Source organism: Phormidesmis sp. 146-12 (genome assembly GCF_052939495.1).
In genome coordinates, this window is sequence record NZ_JBJPHS010000079.1 from 12,279 (window position 1) to 29,905 (window position 17,627).

At 48.5% G+C, this 17,627-nt stretch carries 12 protein-coding genes; 5 read left to right on the plus strand and 7 right to left on the minus strand.

The annotated features are described in order from the left end of the window. Positions 1 to 142 precede the first annotated feature (142 nt). Positions 143 to 1,489 carry a four-carbon acid sugar kinase family protein gene (locus ACKFKF_RS25510; RefSeq protein ID WP_446870245.1) on the plus strand — a complete coding sequence of 449 codons (1,347 nt, stop codon included), beginning with the start codon at positions 143 to 145 and terminating at the stop codon, positions 1,487 to 1,489. Positions 1,490 to 1,636: 147 nt separating this feature from the next. Here ACKFKF_RS25510 and ACKFKF_RS25515 read toward each other — a convergent pair whose 3' ends face one another. The 7 genes from ACKFKF_RS25515 to ACKFKF_RS25545 all read right to left on the minus strand — a co-directional run bounded on the left by ACKFKF_RS25515 (position 1,637) and on the right by ACKFKF_RS25545 (position 14,073). Next, positions 1,637 to 2,794: a beta-fructosidase gene (locus tag ACKFKF_RS25515; RefSeq protein ID WP_446870246.1), complete on the minus strand. Its 1,158-nt coding sequence runs from the start codon at positions 2,792 to 2,794 to the stop codon at positions 1,637 to 1,639. A 464-nt stretch (positions 2,795 to 3,258) separates the two neighbouring features. After that, the gene (locus tag ACKFKF_RS25520) at positions 3,259 to 4,320 is read right to left on the minus strand and encodes a methyltransferase (RefSeq protein WP_446870247.1); all 1,062 of its coding nucleotides are present in this window, start codon (positions 4,318 to 4,320) and stop codon (positions 3,259 to 3,261) included. A 74-nt stretch (positions 4,321 to 4,394) separates the two neighbouring features. Then, positions 4,395 to 5,768: an ATP-grasp domain-containing protein gene (locus ACKFKF_RS25525; RefSeq protein ID WP_446870248.1), complete on the minus strand. Its 1,374-nt coding sequence runs from the start codon at positions 5,766 to 5,768 to the stop codon at positions 4,395 to 4,397. A gap of 217 nt (positions 5,769 to 5,985) precedes the next feature. Further along, complete coding sequence (locus ACKFKF_RS25530; protein ID WP_446870249.1) at positions 5,986 to 6,822, minus strand: O-methyltransferase; 837 nt, start codon at positions 6,820 to 6,822, stop codon at positions 5,986 to 5,988. Then, on the minus strand, positions 6,819 to 8,054 hold the full coding sequence (locus tag ACKFKF_RS25535) for a sedoheptulose 7-phosphate cyclase (RefSeq protein ID WP_446861835.1): 1,236 nt from the start codon (positions 8,052 to 8,054) through the stop codon (positions 6,819 to 6,821). Before ACKFKF_RS25535 ends, ACKFKF_RS25530 begins: the two co-directional genes overlap by 4 nt. Before the next feature lie 1,127 nt (positions 8,055 to 9,181). Then, positions 9,182 to 12,523, minus strand: coding sequence for a PAS domain-containing protein (locus tag ACKFKF_RS25540; protein WP_446870250.1), 3,342 nt, complete (start codon positions 12,521 to 12,523; stop codon positions 9,182 to 9,184). A 503-nt stretch (positions 12,524 to 13,026) separates the two neighbouring features. Further along, complete coding sequence (locus tag ACKFKF_RS25545; RefSeq protein WP_446870251.1) at positions 13,027 to 14,073, minus strand: AI-2E family transporter; 1,047 nt, start codon at positions 14,071 to 14,073, stop codon at positions 13,027 to 13,029. Positions 14,074 to 14,316: 243 nt separating this feature from the next. Here ACKFKF_RS25545 and ACKFKF_RS25550 point away from each other — a divergent pair, with 243 nt between their 5' ends. The 4 genes from ACKFKF_RS25550 (at position 14,317) to ACKFKF_RS25565 (ending at position 17,623) form a co-directional block, all read left to right on the plus strand. Then, on the plus strand, positions 14,317 to 14,676 hold the full coding sequence (locus ACKFKF_RS25550) for an S-adenosylmethionine decarboxylase (RefSeq protein ID WP_446870255.1): 360 nt from the start codon (positions 14,317 to 14,319) through the stop codon (positions 14,674 to 14,676). Positions 14,677 to 14,740: 64 nt separating this feature from the next. Then, complete coding sequence (locus ACKFKF_RS25555; RefSeq protein ID WP_446870252.1) at positions 14,741 to 15,454, plus strand: DUF4178 domain-containing protein; 714 nt, start codon at positions 14,741 to 14,743, stop codon at positions 15,452 to 15,454. A gap of 69 nt (positions 15,455 to 15,523) precedes the next feature. After that, a complete protein-coding gene (locus ACKFKF_RS25560) occupies positions 15,524 to 16,975 on the plus strand; it encodes a spermine/spermidine synthase domain-containing protein (protein ID WP_446870253.1) in 1,452 nt (483 codons plus the stop codon). 6 nt (positions 16,976 to 16,981) lie between these two features. Continuing rightward, entirely contained in the window at positions 16,982 to 17,623 is a 642-nt protein-coding gene (locus ACKFKF_RS25565; protein WP_446870254.1) for a lipid II:glycine glycyltransferase FemX, read from the plus strand. Positions 17,624 to 17,627 lie beyond the last annotated feature (4 nt).

A 17,627-nucleotide genomic window follows, 5' to 3' on the forward strand; every position in this document is an offset into this window, starting at 1 on the left:
TTTGTGTAAAAAGTGAAGTTGTAGAGAATAAAAGAACTTTGCGTCGATCGATCTGACACTACTTTTTTCATCTCTCCTCCCTCCTCCCTCCTTCCCTCCCTTTCCTGGTAGATTGAGCGAAGGTAGACTGCCAGGTGAGTTGATGAGTACACGACCTAAGATTATTGTTCTGGATGATGACCCGACGGGTTCCCAGACGGTTCATAGTTGTCTGTTGCTGATGCGGTGGGATGTTGAGACGCTGCGGATTGGGCTGGCTGACGAGGCTCCGATTTTCTTTGTGTTGACTAACACTAGGGCGCTGACTCCAGATAGAGCAGCCTCCGTCACGAGAGAAGTTTGTCAAAATCTTAAGCAGGCGATCGCCCTCGAAAAGATTCAAGATTTTTTAGTCGTCAGTCGGTCTGATTCCACGCTGCGGGGACATTACCCGATCGAGACGGATGCGATCGCACAGGAGCTTGGCCCGTTTGATGCTCACTTTCTAGTTCCTGCCTTTCTTGAAGGGGGACGCACCACGCGAGACAGCATTCACTATCTGAAGGTCAACGGGGTCGATACGCCAGTTCACCAAACTGAGTTTGCTAAGGATTCCGTGTTTGGCTATCAGCATAGCTATTTGCCCGATTATGTCGAAGAAAAGACCAAGGGACAGATTCAAGCCGCGCAGGTAGAACGGTTTTTGCTGGCGGAGATTCGGTCTGGGGTGAGCGACCGCTTGCGGGTATCTCAAAGCGATCGTTTGCTGAATTTGCACCACAATCAGTGCTGTGTCGTCGATGCCGAAACTCAGGACGATTTAAATCGATTTGCAACGGATGTGTTGACGGCCGCTTCAACCGGAAAGCGGTTTTTGTTTCGCAGTGCAGCGAGTGTGTTGACTGCCCTAGCGCAATTACCCAAACAGCCGATCGCCCCTGACGAAATGGCTCGATACGTGCGGGCAGGCAAGCCGGGAGCGGTGATTGTTGGTTCTCACGTCAAAAAAACCACCGAGCAACTTCAAACTCTTCTACACACGCCGGGAACGGTGGGCATTGAGATTGAGGTATCTCAGCTATTAGACGCTGGCGATGCGCGTACTACGCTACTTAGCGACACGCTTGAAAAAGTTAACGACGCTCACAACGCAGATAAAACGCCCGTTATCTTCACTAGCCGCCAGGAACTCACTTTCGATAGTGTGCAAACTAGACTGGATTTTGGCGAAGCGGTTTCTGAATTATTGATGGATGTGTTGCGATCGCTCCCCTCTGATATTGGTTTTTTGATCAGCAAAGGGGGCATTACGTCCAATGACACGCTGAGTAAGGGTTTGGCGTTGAGAACTGCAAATCTGCTGGGTCAAGTATTGGCGGGAGTTTCAATGGTACGAACGCCTGCCGACCATCCCGATTTCCCTAATCTTCCCGTTGTGCTGTTTCCGGGCAATGTTGGAGACGCGATCGCTTTGGCAACAGTTTATCAACGCTTGAGTAAGCATGTTTGAGCGGGTTTGAGTTCTCTCGCCCCTAGATCCCCCAATTCTGGGGGACTTTGACTAAGTTTGACTGATCAATTTGGTTGCAGCTTATTTTCAACTTGGTATTAGTGATTCGTTCTTAGCCATTAATTGACGAGACTAACCACCGAATTTTCACAACTCAAATGGGATAGCTATCGGGTTGGCTGCGTCAAAAAAAAGTTGGATACGATCGCGCTCCTTCCAAGTTGCTCTCAGGGCTGAAGAGACTCCCAGCGTATGCAGACGGTGATACCACCCATAAGCAATGAAGTCGTCTAAGCGATCGGTCACAGGTAAAAAGTTCATGCCATACATGCCCACCCGATCGCTACCCGGAACGATTGATTCGTTCTCAAACATGGGCAGATAGGGGCCCGTTACGGCATCGGAGACATACCAATACAACGTTGAGTTGGTGATGTAGCGAGAATTAACTTGACTTAGCCAACTTGGATTGAGATAGACCCGAAAGCAAGAAAAGAACAGATGATAGCGTCCATTTTTGAACAATACTTGTGGGCGCTCCATGTGGTAAAAGGGCCAATGGTCAGCGGTTTCTAAAGTTGGGGCAGAGACAGGCGGCAAGAGTTGATAAGGGCCGGTGATCGTATCACTGACGGCTAACCCCACACAGCCCTGAAAGTTGCCGGGAGTTTTGGCACTGGCACAAATAAACAAGTAATAGCGATCGTCCTGCGGATCTTTGAACACATAAGGATCGCGCCAGTGAACGTGTTGGGTTAAATTGCAGCGACCATACCAGGGATCTTGCTCAGTGGGAATCAATGGAAAATGGTCAAGTTGACGCTGCCAATGAAGTCCGTCGGTGGAGGTGGCTAACGCGATCGCTTCATTTCGCAAGTCGGGCATTTCTTTGCCGCCTGCTGAATAAAACAGATAGAGAACGCCGTCTTCTTGGTAGGTGCAGCCCGCGCAGATGCGACCAGATTCCCAGGAGTGATTGGGGTTGGGTTTGAGGAGCGTCCCTAGATCGTGCCAGTTCTCTAAGTCCTCAGAGACCGCCCCACAGAGGTTGCTGACTGTCCACCAGGGCGTTTGGCCTTCGAGTCCGCGCAGGTAGTAGAGACGATAGAGATTGCCCGTTTTGAGAATCCACGGGTCCCAGATCATGGGTTGTTTGGGACGGAGCGATCGTAAGAGTCCGGTCATCGCCTCGCCTAATTGAATCTGACTGCGCTCGATCAAACTAGCTTTGACCAATTCAGAAACGCCCGTGGGCAATGATTCAAGCTGGCTAAGAATTCGACGTTGGAAGGGTGACAGTTGCATGTCAATGTTTAGACAAAAGATTAGACAAAAGATTAGACAAAAGAGAGTAAGAGTGGTTGAGGAAAGCGATCGTAATTTAGCAAGAATTAGATCTTGGCTAATTTGATGAGGTGTGTTTGAGGTAGGTTATTCCCCCCGTTGTTCAAATCTTCTGCCCCAAGCTGCCAATTCTTTACCGTGTACACACGAATGGATTGGTCAGTCATTGCCGAGATCTTTCGCCCCCTAAATCCCCCATTCTGGGGGACTTTGAAATAAAAAGATTTTCACAGTTCAAGCAATTTCTCAAGAGTTCAAAGTCCCTCACTGGTGGGGGATTTAGGGGGCTGAAGCCGACTGAAACGAAGCAATTTACGACTTGTGTCTACACGGTAGGCCAATTCTGGAGGACTTCATATCAAAGTTCAATGTACTAATGTTCAGCGTCTATTGAAGTGTCTATTGAACTAATGTCTAATGTCTTCTCAAGCGAGTCCAAATTCCATTGCTGACAAGTTTGTTTCAGTGTCTACTGTTTTCTCTAACTTAAAGCCGCATTCTTCAAACAGCGTTTTGAATTGTTGTCGTGTTCGCCAAGCGCCACCGGGGACGGAAACCATGATTTGCACTGCAAAAAGTCCGGGCATGATGCCGTCTGGAGCAGTTTTGGGGTCGTCGAGATCAGGAACAAACGCTTGCAAAAGAATGATCTTGCCGTGGGGAGGAAGTGCAGCCCGACAGTTTTTGAGAATCACACGAGCGTCGTCATCGTTCCAGGCAGAGATGAAGTACTTCATGACGATCGCATCCGCCCCCGTCGGGACTGCCTCAAACACATCACCAGAAACAATGTCGATCGTACCTTCAGCAACTCCCAATTTCTGCAAATAAGCAGGAGCCGTCGCCGTCACATAAGGGACATCAAACAACATCCCTTTGCAGCCAAAACGCTTGACGATATTGCCAATCAAACCGCCCTGACCGCCGCCCACATCCATAATTGTCGAGAAGCGATCGAAGTCATAAACCTCTAACAGTGCATCAACGGCATGGTCGGTCAAAAAGCTCATCGCATTCATAAACACATCGCCGCTCCGGGGGTCGTCTTGGCAGAAGTCATACACTGATTTGTGGTTGGCCCGCTCAAAAGCGACTTCTCCTGTGTGCAGAGCGGCTTCAAGCTGATTCCAGGCATCCCATTGGGCTGGCTCGGTGATATGCATTGCAAAATGTCCGATCGACGGCCCGTGGTTCGTGACTAATAGTGTCGAAGTTTCAGTCGGGGCAAAGATGCGATCGGGGCGTTCTTCTAATAGGTCTAAATGAGCGAGGGCCCGCAGGACAACATAGAGACGATCAACTTTGGTTACGGTTTTGTTAGCCAGCGTTTCGGCTGATTGTGCGCCTTCGTCGTGCAGTAGGTTGAAAATGCCCAGGTGCGTTGCAACATAAAGACATTGACTTTGCCAAAAGGCTTGAATCATGCCAAAGATTTTGCGTTTGGCTTCGGTGTTGGTGGGCGCGATCGACAAGGGGGTTGTTGTCATGAGTGTTGAGTGTTGTTGGACATTGGACATTGGACATTGAACATTGAACTTTGGTCTAACACTGAAGGCTTTAGCTAGTCGCCTCCTAATTCGACGAGTTTGCCAATGTTGAAGTCGATGCGAATCCAGCCAGCAGTCCGACGTAGATTGTCGAGGAGTAGTAAAGGAATTTGCCAGTGGTGAACCATGAGAAAGGGGAGAGGATCATCAGGCTCAAAAATGGCATCTTTGCCTTGTCGGATTGTTTGCCACCAGTGTTGGAGATCTGACAGCGACCCCTTGCGGGTATCTCGGAGAGATCGCACTTCATTGAGTCGCCAAACTTCGTGATAGATCCAGTAGGTCGGCTTGCTAGTTGGCAAGGGTTGCAACGGTTTTGGGAATGGTTTGTCGGTTAAGTAAGCATCCGCTACATCGCGATGGTTGTAGAACATGGTGATTGCAGAATGAGTCCGAGGATTGCACTCGATCGCATACACTTCACCCTCTTCAGATTGAATAAAGTCAAAGGATGCCTGACCGTTGAGATTTTCTGCTTGAACAAACTTACTAACCCATTGGAGAATCTCTGGCTGATCGACCTGCTGATAGTTGACTTGAAAGGCTGAAGATTTACAACAACAATGCAGTCTTAGTTCACCATCTCGCACGGTGCTGTGGGTGCAATATTCCTGACCGCGAATGAATTCCTGCATGATCCAGGGCTTCTCGTCGCTAATCGGTAGACTGCGAACAAATGCCTCAGTTTCCTCGCGAGTGGGGCAAGGGAGCTTGGTCAAATCCAATCGACGCACAGAATCGTAAGGAATGCTTTTGAGAATGTAGGGGCGCGTTTCACTCGAAAAATCAAAGTTAAGCACCTGTTGAGGATGGGTAATTAAGTAGGATTTGGGAACAGACAGCCCGATCGCTCTCGCTGCTTCCGCAAACGCGAACTTGTCATCCAACATTCGAGTCACATCCGGATCAAAGTGAAACACTTCACAGGAACCCGACAGCACTGACTTAGCCAACGAATCGTAGTAGCTCTGCACGGGACTACACACAGGAACATACACATCAATCTGTTCTTGTTGGACGATCGCCAAAAGCGCCTGAATATAGCTATCAGCATCTGGTTGTGGAGCCGGGATTGTATAGAAGCGATCGACAGCATTTGAGAACCGATGCCCTGTTAGCCAATACTTCTGTGTTTCTGCCAAAACAACGCGATGACCAACTTTGTGAAACGATCGGGCAAGTTGCAGCGCTTTGGTCATTTTGCCGCCCGTGATCAAAATCGTCTTAGGATCATCAGCTTGCACAACAGTAGAATCGCCGCGCAGCCAGTGGCCAACCCACGCCCCCAACACCAGACTGAGATTAAAGGGAAGCGCGATCGTAAGCGCCATCAGCGTCAGTAAATTTTGCACGATCGCCCAAATGCGCCACCTAATAGAATTCACCATTGTCGAACTGTAGGAGAGTTTTCTGAACGTAGATTCGATGAAGTCTTTCCGCTGCGATGGTTAGGTTAGAAACGTCCCTTAAACTCTGACAAGTCAGGGACTTTGAACCCCTAAAATTGGCAGCTTGAGGCGCAGAAGCACTAAACACCAAAGCGAAAAAACCTCATCAAATAGACGTTTTGTTAGAGGGATGTTTTCTGGTTGATCTTTCTCAACATCAGGTCACTCGTCGAATTAGCGTCACGCCATCTCGCAATGGCAACAACACCTGCTCAACCCGCAAATCAGCCTGAACCACTTGATTAAAGTGAGCGATCGCTGCTCCATTGGCGGAGGGATTCGATAGATAGGGTTGTCCCTGTAGCAGAGTGTTGTCAACGCAGATCAAGCCATCCGACGTGAGCAAACTAGAGTCGAGCAGCAGTTGGAAGTACTGAACATACTCCTTTTTGTCAGCGTCAATAAACACAAAATCGAACGATTCACCTGCCTTAGCTAACGTTTGTAATGTCTCTAGAGCGGGCGCGATCGCAATCTCAATTTTGTGGCCGTGAGGAGAGCGATCGAACAGTTCCCTTGCCAGACTTGCAACATAGGAATCGACTTCACAAGCCAACAGCGTTCCGACAGGGGGAAGCGCCTCGGCCATTGCTAAAGCAGAATATCCGGTGAACATGCCGATATCGAGAATGCGTCGCGCTCTGGTCATTGCGACAAACATCTTCAACGCTTGCCCCTCGACGTGCCCTGAGAGCATTTCTTGTTCGAGTTGACGTACAGTTTCACCCTCGCTAAATCGTTGGCTCCAGCACTCGTTTTGGGTGCGTGTCGCAATCGCTGCCAGGTCGGCCGATTCTACTGTAGTGCAAGCTTCTACATAGGGATCGAGTCCCGAAGCGAGTTGGTAGGCCGTTTGTAAGTTAGCCAGCAGATCGGACGGGAGATGGCATTGAGTCGCCTGAGTGACGATCGCTTCAAGCTGATCGACCAAAATCCCCATTGGAGTCACCGGACGCACCGGATCGCCTGCAATGCGCGAAATCGTGCCTGTCATGATGCACTCCCCACTAAGTCAGACTGGGTGCTGCCGATGTAAGCGTCTACCCCTGCGCCCTGACGCGGATAGGTCTGACACCGTTGTTTGTGTTGAGCAAGCGCGGCTTCGAGTTCTGGTCGGGTGAAATCATTGACAAAAAAACAGTCTCCGATCGGACGAGGCATGGCGGCTCGTTGCAATCCATCTCGTGTTTGAGTGATCGATTGAGTCGCATACCAGAGCAAATCGCCATCGAGTAAGGGATGATCGATCGCCAATCCCAAACGGCTCATCAGGGTGAGAATGCGATCGCGCTCCAGGTCAGAAATGTATCCTCGCTGGGCAGCGATCGTGGCAGACAGTGCCATGTCAATGTTGACGGCGTGACCATGCAGCAAAGGAACACTGGGCGCAAGTTCTAACGTCGGACTCCAGGTGTGACCGTAGGCAATGACGCGATCGAGCATCAGTTCATGCAGGTTGGGCGTTTCTAATTCCAGCATGGTTTTGATCGATTCGTAGGTGATGCGATGGGCTGCTGCTTTCAGGGCTTCACTGCCACCTAGATAGCCAAAATGGGTACTTAATAACGCTTCGGCATGAGCATCGAGCAAATTGAAGACATCTGCATTGGCGACTACGGCGATTTTGACTAACTCTGCCATTCCGTTTCGCACCTGGTCGATCGGCAGCGTTTTGAGAAACGAGAAGTCGAGTAAGACTTGCTTGGGCGGGTGATAAGCTCCCAGACGGTTTTTGAGTTTGCCGTGATTGACTGCGACTTTGATCGCGACTCCGGCATCGATCAGCCCGATCAGCGTCGTCGGTACGCGAATAAAATTGGTGCTGCGGCGATAAGTGGCACAGGCAAAGCCAGCCACATCCAACACAAGTCCCCCTCCCACCACTAGCACAGGCTCTTTACGCACCAGACCAAAACTTGCAAAAGCATCAATGATCGCCTGCAACGTCTCCATTGTTTTGGCAGGCTCCTCGATCTGGATGGCAAAAATCGTCAAATCGATGCCGTAGTATCGAAAATATTCCTGCATTTGCAGACTGTAGAGCCGATTGACAGTGTGATCGACGACCGCCAGACAGCGCCCAAAACTTTGGTAGCTCTGAGCCAAAACCGCATTCTCAATCTCAAATACGCCCTCGACAAGCTGCAAATCAAATTCGATCTTTTCGTAGCCCTCCACATGAAAAACCGTATCCGTGGCAGTGCATTTCGCTTCAACAATACTCATGAGTTTTGATGGATTCAAACAAAAACTTGGGCAAAAACTGGAGGTGGAGTGCGATCGCAAGTCAGGTCAAACCCGTTTTTTTGCAAATAGCATTGCCACAAAAGATTGCGTAGATGCCAACCACATAAAACGCTGTACATTTCTTGCAATCACTATCCCTGCAATCATTAGTAGATATAAGTCAGAAAGGTTGTTTTTGGATTAGCAGCAGGTTAAATAACCCATTGATCCACACCGCGATCGTCTGAGCGATCGATACTTTTAGCTATCACTCAACGAGTTGCCAAAAACTTCATCACCACAAACACTGTCAGACGAATTGACTTCGCAAAGTGCCAGTAGATCACGAGTCCAAAGATTCCTGGGATTTGACGCATGAAAGACAGCCAGAAACTATTAGTACATTAGTCAGCAGATTTGCGGGGGGGCACATCCAAAAGGAATAGATCTCACACACTACAGAAAAAATTAATCTTTTTTACTCAACAAAGAATGAATTCTGGTCGGTCTCAAATTAGCCTGGCGGTTAAAAACGCAGCTAAAGAACAAAATCTGCGCAAATTTCCAAACCCCTGGATGAATCTAGGCTGTGAAGCTAACAGCACGCTAGCCTCAACGGCCGATCGCTCACGGCCAAAATGCTCTGCCCTCTAAATCCTCCATTCTGAGGAACTGTTCAGAGAGAAAGATTTCCAGAGCTTAAGGATCGTGAATTAACGTCAGTTCGATGAGAGTGACTCACTTCGTTTCAATCAGCTTCAGCCCCCTAAATCCCCCAAAATTGGGGGACTTTGAACGAGAGATCTTGTCCAAAAGTCCCCCAGAATTGGGGGGTTGGGGGGCTGAAGTGCTGAATAACGGAGCGGAAAAACTCCATCGAATTCACGTTGAATTAAACAACCTGTAATTCTCGCGGTTTCGCGTCGTTTAATTCGGCTTCTGCCCCCTCAACAAATTTGGCGGACTTTGAACAGCGAAACTGCCTTAAATTCTAGAATGTCTGCTTTCTCAAAGTCCCCGAGAATGGGGGATTTAGGGGGCGAAGCAACCAGGCAATCATCGATTCTATTCCATTCTCATTCCTAAGCAATTTCTCAAGGGTTCAAAGTCCCTCAATTTTAGAGGATTTAGAGGGCAGAAGCCGATCGGAGTGAAATCAACTGTCTGACCAATGTCACCAACTCGATCGGGTCAACAGGCTTCGCCAAATGTTTCTGAAATCCTGCTTTTAGGATCTGACGCTCATTAGCTTCTCCCGCATAGGCAGACAGCGCGATCGCTAAAATTTGACGACTTGTTGGAAGATCGGAGCGAATCTGCTCGATCAGCCCATAGCCGTCCATGTCGGGCATTCCAATGTCGCTGATGATCACATTAAAGGTGTCCTGCTTGAGAGACTTAAGCGCTGCCCTGCCGGATGAAACGCTGGTGACGATCGCGCCTTCTTGCTCCAACACAAACTGGACTAGCTCACGCGCATCGGCTTCATCATCTACGACCAAAACGCGCAGACCTTGTAGTGACGTAAAGATTGCTCGATTGCAGACAGTCTGAATGGAAGACGCACCAGGAATGAGCGGTAGCCAAACGGTGAAGGTCGCCCCTAGCCCTTCGCCCTGACTGCTGACTTGGACGGTGCCGCCGTGAAGTTCGACGAGTTGACGAACGATCGCCAGCCCCAATCCCAGACCGCCAAACTGTCGAGTCGTCGAAGAATCGGCCTGCTGAAATCGCTCAAACACCTGAGATAAAAAGTCTGGACGAATGCCTTTACCCGTATCAATCACCTGAATCTGAGCCGTACTGTCTACCTGAGTGACCTGAATCTCGACTCGCCCGCTGTTGGGCGTAAACTTGACCGCATTGGTGAGTAGATTCCAAACGACTTGCTGTAAGCGCCCCGCGTCGCCCAATACGCTGAGAGTTGGCTCTAGTTGAGATTTTATGGCGATCGATTTAGCCTCCGCTGCCAACCGTACGGTCTCGATCGCCGCCTCAACCACGCTGGTCAAATTCACAGGTTCAGAAGCCAGGGTCAGCTTGCCGCGCAAAATTCGAGAGACATCAAGTAGATCATCGATAAGCTGCGTTTGAAGTTTGGCATTGCGTTCGATCGTCGCCAAGGCCTGTTGTGTTTTGGCAGCATCACAGGTGCCTGTTTGCAGAATTTTAGCCCAGCCCAAAATCGGATTGAGCGGCGTACGAAGCTCGTGGGACAACACGGCTAAAAATTCGTCTTTGATGCGATTGGTACGAATTAATTCGGCTTCGATTTGTCGGCGTTTGGCTTCGACCTGTTTGCGCTCTGAGATGTCTCGACAGGTAATCACGCCCCCCGTCACTTCTTGACTCTGGTCAACCACCGGAAACCCACTAATACTGATCCAGCGTCCTTCTCTGGTCAGATCAGGACGAACAAAGACCTCGACATCATTGACCGCTTCTCCTCGCATAGCCCGATACAGTGGAAGCTGCTCAGACGGAAAGAAGGTTTGTCGATCAGGCAAATATAGCCCATAGGTGTGTGACCAGTCTTCACAGGGGCGATCGTTAGAGAGCCGACCAAAAATGCGCTCTGCCGCCTGGTTAAATAGCACAAACTCTCCATTGGAATTGGCCAAAATCAAGCCATCTCCGATACTGTCGATGATCACTTGCAGGAGTCTGGTTTGCTCTTGTAGGGCGATTTCGGCGTGCTTACGATCAGTGATGTCAGTGTGGGTTCCGAGCATTCGTAAAGGGCGATCGTCAGCATCCCACGCGACGATTTTACCTAGAGACAAAATCCAGATCCAATCGCCAGACTGTTTGCGTTGCCGAAATTCTACGCGGTATTCGCTGCGATTGCCTGCAATGTAGTCTTCATACACGCGGCTAACTGGTTTCCAATCATCGGGGTGTAATCGATCGCGCCATTTTGCATTCGTTTCTACAAATGTAGCCGGATCGTAGCCAAGCATTTGAGCATATTCGGGAGACACGATCGAGGCTCCGGTTTGTACGTTTAAGTCATACCAGCCCTGGTTTGCAGCCGTTAGCACCAGACGTAATCGTTCTTCGCTCTCGCTCAAAGCCGCCTCAAATTGTTTGCGCTGTGTGGTCTCTTCTACGACGATATTGACACCGACGACTCGACCCGTTGCGTCCCGCAGGGGAAACCAGTTTTCGTTCCAGGTACGCTTAACGCCCGGTTGGGCAGAAGTTTCTCCGTTAATTTCTAGATCGAGCAGCGGTTCTCCCGTTTCAAGGACGTGACGAAGGAGCGGCTCTGCGGCATCAGCTAAATCGGGGACAATCTCTCGAACGCTGCGCCCCAGATGCACCTCTACAGAAAGTCCGTTGATCTGGGCCAGCCTTGAATTGATGCGAACAAAGCGCAAGTCACAATCAAGGACTGCTAACCCGATCGGAGCCGTATTGTAAATCACCTCAATTTCTTCAAACTGTTCATGAAGTTTGGCTTCAGTCTCCTTGCGATCGGTGATGTTGCGAAAGTAAAGATTCAATCCCTCACTGGTAGGATAGGCGTGAATTTCTAGCCACATTTGCAACGGCTCATACAGCACCTCAAACTCAACGGGAAGTCCAGTCGCAACGGCTTGACGATAATTTTGTTCGACGATCGTACCGGGTGACCAGTCCCACATTTCCCAGTGTGTTTTACCGATCATGTCTTGGGGTGACAGATTATTGAGTTTTGCGGTGGTGCGGTTGACGTAGGTGATGCGCCAGTCGTGATCGAGCGCTACAAAACAGTCGGTTGTGCTTTCGAGAATGTCGATCGCGCGTTTTGCGGACTGGTCTAATGCCTGACGAGCCAGATCCGCTTCTTGTCGGGCTGCCCGTTCGCGCTGTAACAGGTCTTCAGCTTGGTGTCGCGCTTTGAGGTTGGTTAATGCCGCAGTTGTAAAGCCAGATAAATTGGTGAGAATGCGCTGATCTTCGAGATCAAAATGGCGATCGGGATCATGGGTGACTAGCCAGATCGTTCCTAATGCCTGCTGGTCTGCAATTAAAGGGATCAACAACGCCTCTGCGATCGGTGAACAGGGTTTCTGGGGATAACAAAAATAGCGTTCGGGATGGGTATATAGCTGTGGCTGTCCGGACTGCACTGTTGTTCCACACGGACTGAGAAAAGGCATGATATCCCCTTCCCATGAGTCCAAACTGCCCGCCACTGTCACCCACCGAAAAACAGATTCCTCACCCAACGTTTCTAACAAACTTATGCCGACGGTATCCGCTTGACAGAGGGGAAGCGCCAGGTGAGTTAGCGTTTTGAGGAGCGATCGGGCATCTCCTGCCAGGGCTTGCGCCAAGGTTTGAAAGGCTCGATTTTCTGCCTCAAAGTTGGCTCGCCTTGAGGAACGCTGCGCCAACAATGGAGTAATGCACACGTCCATCTCAGTCACCGTCGCAGGTGAGTCTAGGGCAATCTCAGGTGAAGGTGAGAGGTCAAAACTCATGGACTTTACCTTGGCACAGTTCCCTTAACACAACTCTTAGTACAACCCTGGATACACTTAATCAATAGAGGACGCAAATTGAATCGGCGATCGCAAATAAGATTTGGCGTTGCTGAATCAGGGGAGGAACTGCCCCAAAGCGGCGGGAAACCCAGGGTTCAAAGTCCCCCAATTTTGGGGGATTTAGGGGGCGAAAAGACTGACACTTCCCACAGATTCATCCCTCCAATCAGCAACGCCTAAGATTTTAGTCAGCTATTAAACGTTAGATAGATTCTCGCACGTCTTTCAAAGACAGACAAAGACAGAACCTCAGCTATCACAATGAAACCGCGAGTCTCTCAGATAGACTACCTGATCTCTTGTGGCTTCCATCGTTATTCCTTTAATCTCCAACTGCTGAAAATATAGCAGGTGCGACCATTTTCTAATATCTGCCGATCGATAGAAGTAGAGCGTCGTCAAAATCAACCGTTCAAACCAGAGTTCTCAACCAAAAGTTTTTAGTCTCCCTGGGCCTCTTCGATCTCTAAAAGGCTGACAATGACACCCGCGATCGGGATTGCCAAAAAGATTCCCAACAGTCCTGATACGCGCGTCCCCATTAGCAACGCAAAAAACACAACGACAGGATTAAGATGAACGGTACTCTGCATCACGCGCGGCGAAACAAAATTATCTTGTAGCTGCTGCAAAACAACACAGATCGCTAATACCTTCAGCGCTGTCAGCCAACCACTCTGCACCAAAATAACCAAACACACCAGACTCACTCCCAAAGTCGCGCCGATACCCGGAATCAAATCAAAAATGCCAATCGTCACCGCCAACAAAAATGGAAACGGAATTTGAAACAATACGAACACTAAAAAAGTTGACAGACTTAACAAAAACGAGATTAATAACTGACCTCGTAGAAATCCTACAAAATTTCTTTGTACTGCGATCGAGACACGGTTGCGATTTTGAGCAGGCACCAGTTTGAGAACCAACCGCCATAGTTTTGCACCATCAATTAGCATAAAAAAGGAAACAACTAAAATAATAATGAAGGTTACATAATTTTGTAAAAGCACGGGCAAAGAACTCACAACCCAATTCAGCCCAAACACAAAAGCATTGCGAATTTGAGCCTCGATCGCATCCAGGTTAAGCGGAATGTTTCGGGCTGCCAGCATCGTTTGCATCTGGTCAAGCGGATTGTTGGCCGTGTTGAGCGTTTGAAGGAGCAGCGTCGCTAATTGTTGAATTTGATTGGTCAGCGTCAGCCCGATCGCAATCACCAGCACAATAATCGTAATCAGGCTAACTGTAATCACCAGTCCCAAGGCAACACTGCGCCCAACAAATCGCTGCAAAAACCGCATCGGATAATTTAACAACAGTGCCAAAATTGCCGAAAACGCAAACACAAAAATCACATACTCAAAATACTGAAGCAGGGCAACAAACGCCCAACCTGCGGCAAAAAACAGCAAGAAACGCACGATCGCATTCGTACTGATCTGATCCCAAACTGGCTGACGATTGGTAGGTGGTACGTTATCCATGTTTGTTGACGCTCGATTAATTTGCCCGTTTTACCACTAAACCAAAATTCTCCAAATCACCACAAAGAACGAGTTCTCATCAACCTAAACAATTTGCACCAACAAACGTTACAAAAAACTCATGAATATGACTCATCTTGCTAAAGAAACTGTTAGAGTAGCAATCGCCCAAGTCACCAAGTTTTTTTGCGCTTTGTCACGTCTCAATCTCAACCCGCCATTGACTGCAATCGTTTGTCACAAATGATTCGATCGCATCACTTTTCTGCCATTCTGACTGCTGCCGAGACCCTGATGACTCAATCTCCCGCCGAGCTACTTGGTTTGCTGAGAAGTTGTGTACAATCGGCAGGTCTCAACGCAGTCGGAGAGTTAGCTACGCTCTTTGAGCCACAGGGTGTCTCTGTTGTGTTGATTTTAGAAGAGTCTCATGTCGCGCTACATATCTGGACTGAAACTAGCAAAATCGCAGTCGATATTCATGTTTGTGATTACTATCAAGATAATTTTGACAAAGCAAAACGATTAACCGAGCTATTAGCGATTGCGCTCACGGCTAATCACAAAACCGTTCACTGGAGCTATCTACTCGCAACTGGATAAAGCAAACCAAATAAACTAAACCAAAACTCAGCAAAATTGCACCTTACTCAACCCCTTTCTTCTCATGTCTTTAACGCTAACGGCAACAGAACTTAGACAGCTTCGAGCAGGCGATCGCGTGAGATATTACGGAGTTTTATGGCATGTTCGCGATTACAGTACTTACACCGATCCGCAGGGTTATGAGACAGAAGAGTGGTTGCTAAAATCAGAATCTGCGAAAGCCTACTATCTTCTACGTGAGGTCGATCCAGCCAATTTAGAAAAGCCTGTCACCTGGTACATCGCTGAAGCGTTGCGAAATCCCACGATCGTTGAGCCAGGGTCAACCAGAGATTTGTTTCTCACGCTGTCAGAAGATATCCGCTCTAACAAAACGCCCTATCCAGAACTACAAGTTTTTAACCGCGTCTACCAATTTGAGTCGCGCACCGAAGGCACTTACCAATCAGACGACACCCCCACAACGCGCATCACCTGGGATTACTGGGATCAGCCCCACTTGTGGAACCTGGCCTTAGAAGCCTGGAACGACCCCTTGCGGGTAACTCGAAGAGATCGCACCTTGGTCGTCTACTCCACTAAAGAAGTTCACCCCGCTGACTTTAGCAACCTACAACGCGCTTACATCGGCGCTTCCTCCCTTTCAAGCTACAACGACGAGTCAGACACCCTAGAATCCACCAAACCCTTCACCTCCGATGCCCGCACAATTCAAATCATCATTGCCGCCGCGATCGCCCTCATCGGCATCCTCCTAATCTTCGCTGGCATCTAACTCCTAAAACATCCCTCCTCGCGCAGCGGAACGAAGTTCTCCCTCATCCCTCATCCCTCATCCCTCCCAATGCCCTCTCTCTTCGTCGAAACCCATCCCCACGGACTCGCCTTCTACATCAATGGAGATTTGCAGTTTGACACCGCAGACGAAGCAATTTATCACGAATATTTAGTGGTGCCTGCGATCGCTCTCGCCTGTCAGCGCTTCCCCAATCAGCCTTTGAGAATTCTCGTCTGTGGCGGTGGTGATGGATTGGCGGTACGCGATATTTTGCGGTTTTCTCAAGTTAGTGAAGTGGCGATCGTAGACTACGATCCAGACGTAGTGGAGCTAGGAAGAACAACCTTTGCGCCCTACAATTGCGGCAGCTTGATCGACAATCCTAATCGCGCTTTGGGCGAAAATCGGGTGACGGTGCATACTCGTGAGGCGTTTGAATTTGTGGCGGCGCTGCCCGATCGCTGTTACCACGTTGTTATTTGCGATTTCACGTTTCCCACTTCTTCAGAAGCAACTCAGGTCTACAGTTTAGAATGGTTTCAACAGTTGCAGCGCATTCTCTATCGGGGTGGCGTAATGGCAACCAATGGCGTTTCTCCAGAACGAAACACAACGGGTTTTTGGTGCCTTTATCAAACTATATTGGCAGCAAAACTTCAAGCAAAACCAATGCAGATTGAGATTCCCTCCTTCGATCGTCACGACTACGGAACCTGGGGATTTTTTCTAGCATCTGAATCGCCTATTCTCAAGTCAGAACTCGAATCGATTATGCTTCCCCATTCACTAAACGGAATGCAGAATTCCTGGCGATCGGCGTTTCGATTTTCTAACAAAATTGCCCACGATCGCCACTCCGTTAACCTTCATACTTTAGAGCATCCTCAGTTATTCTATTACCTGCTCAATCCATCTAATAGTGATGACTTAGAAGGAGCGATCGACTTCATCGATATTCAAGAAGCTGGATCACATCTGATTAGTACTCAAGATCCCCTTCAATTAGAAGCTCTAGCGCAAATTTGGCTAGATAAATTTCAGCAGGCAGACGTAGCCCAAATTCATCAACTTCTCCCCGTTCAGCACCATTCACATGATTCTAAAATGACCCAGGAATGGTTTGGACATTTGAAGTCACTTTTAGAAGAAATTGATCTCAAACAGCTTGTTGATTGTCTGGTCGATCGCATTCAAGAATTGCCGCCTCACCTCGCAACCGAACTCAAACAACTCAAAGAAAAACTCCGTACTGGTGAACCAATCATCTCTCTTTCTAATCAAGCGAGTGAAGTAATTATTTTGCTTTCTGTCACCTTATTGATGGCGAGTTTAGCGGCTCCCGATGCCGTTTTTGCTAAAGGATCTTCCTATTCAAGTGGCAGCAGTAGCTCAGGTAGTTGTTACGATGCGAATGGTACTTATACCTGTTCTAACGGCAGTTTTCCAATTTTTGGATTTAGCTTTTTACTCATAGGAGGCGCATGGCTTTGGGCTATTTTATCTCAGCAAGAAGAGTAATTTGAGATGCAAATTGAAGCCTCAAATCTCATCATTCGTTGCTTAAGTCGAGAAGATTTTTTAACCTGGAATGCTCTTACACAAACATCATCAGGCTGCTTTATGCAATCTTGTATTTGGGCAGACTTCAAAGAGTTAGAAGGCTACCAAACGTTTCGGTATGGTGTTTTTAATCAAGAGAAACTAGTCGGCGGCTGTCTCTTTTATTATTACCCTCGCCCCCATTCTGCAAACTTATTGATTGCTCCAGGTGCGCCTATTTTGTTACCGGGCTTTGAGTTAGAAGCTATGCCCTTAATATTAGAAAAAGCCGCAGAATTAGCAAAAAAAGTAGGCGCGATCGCTCTCCGAATTGAACCCTTAATCTCAAAAAAACCAAACCATCTAAAAGACTTTGTTCGCGCCCCCGCTGACTGGATGCCTTCAGAAACGCTTCTCATTGATCTACGCCCCACCCTCAAAGAAAGGCTGACCGCAATGAAACCCAAAGGACGCTACAATCTCAAATTAAGCCAGCGTCACCAAGTCGAAACTCAATTCACAACAGATTCTCAGAGCATCCCTATTTTTTACGAAATTTTTTGGGAAACTGCAAAGCGCTGCTTGACTGACAAAACTAGGAAGCCGGAATGCAAGAGAGGACAGTAAATTC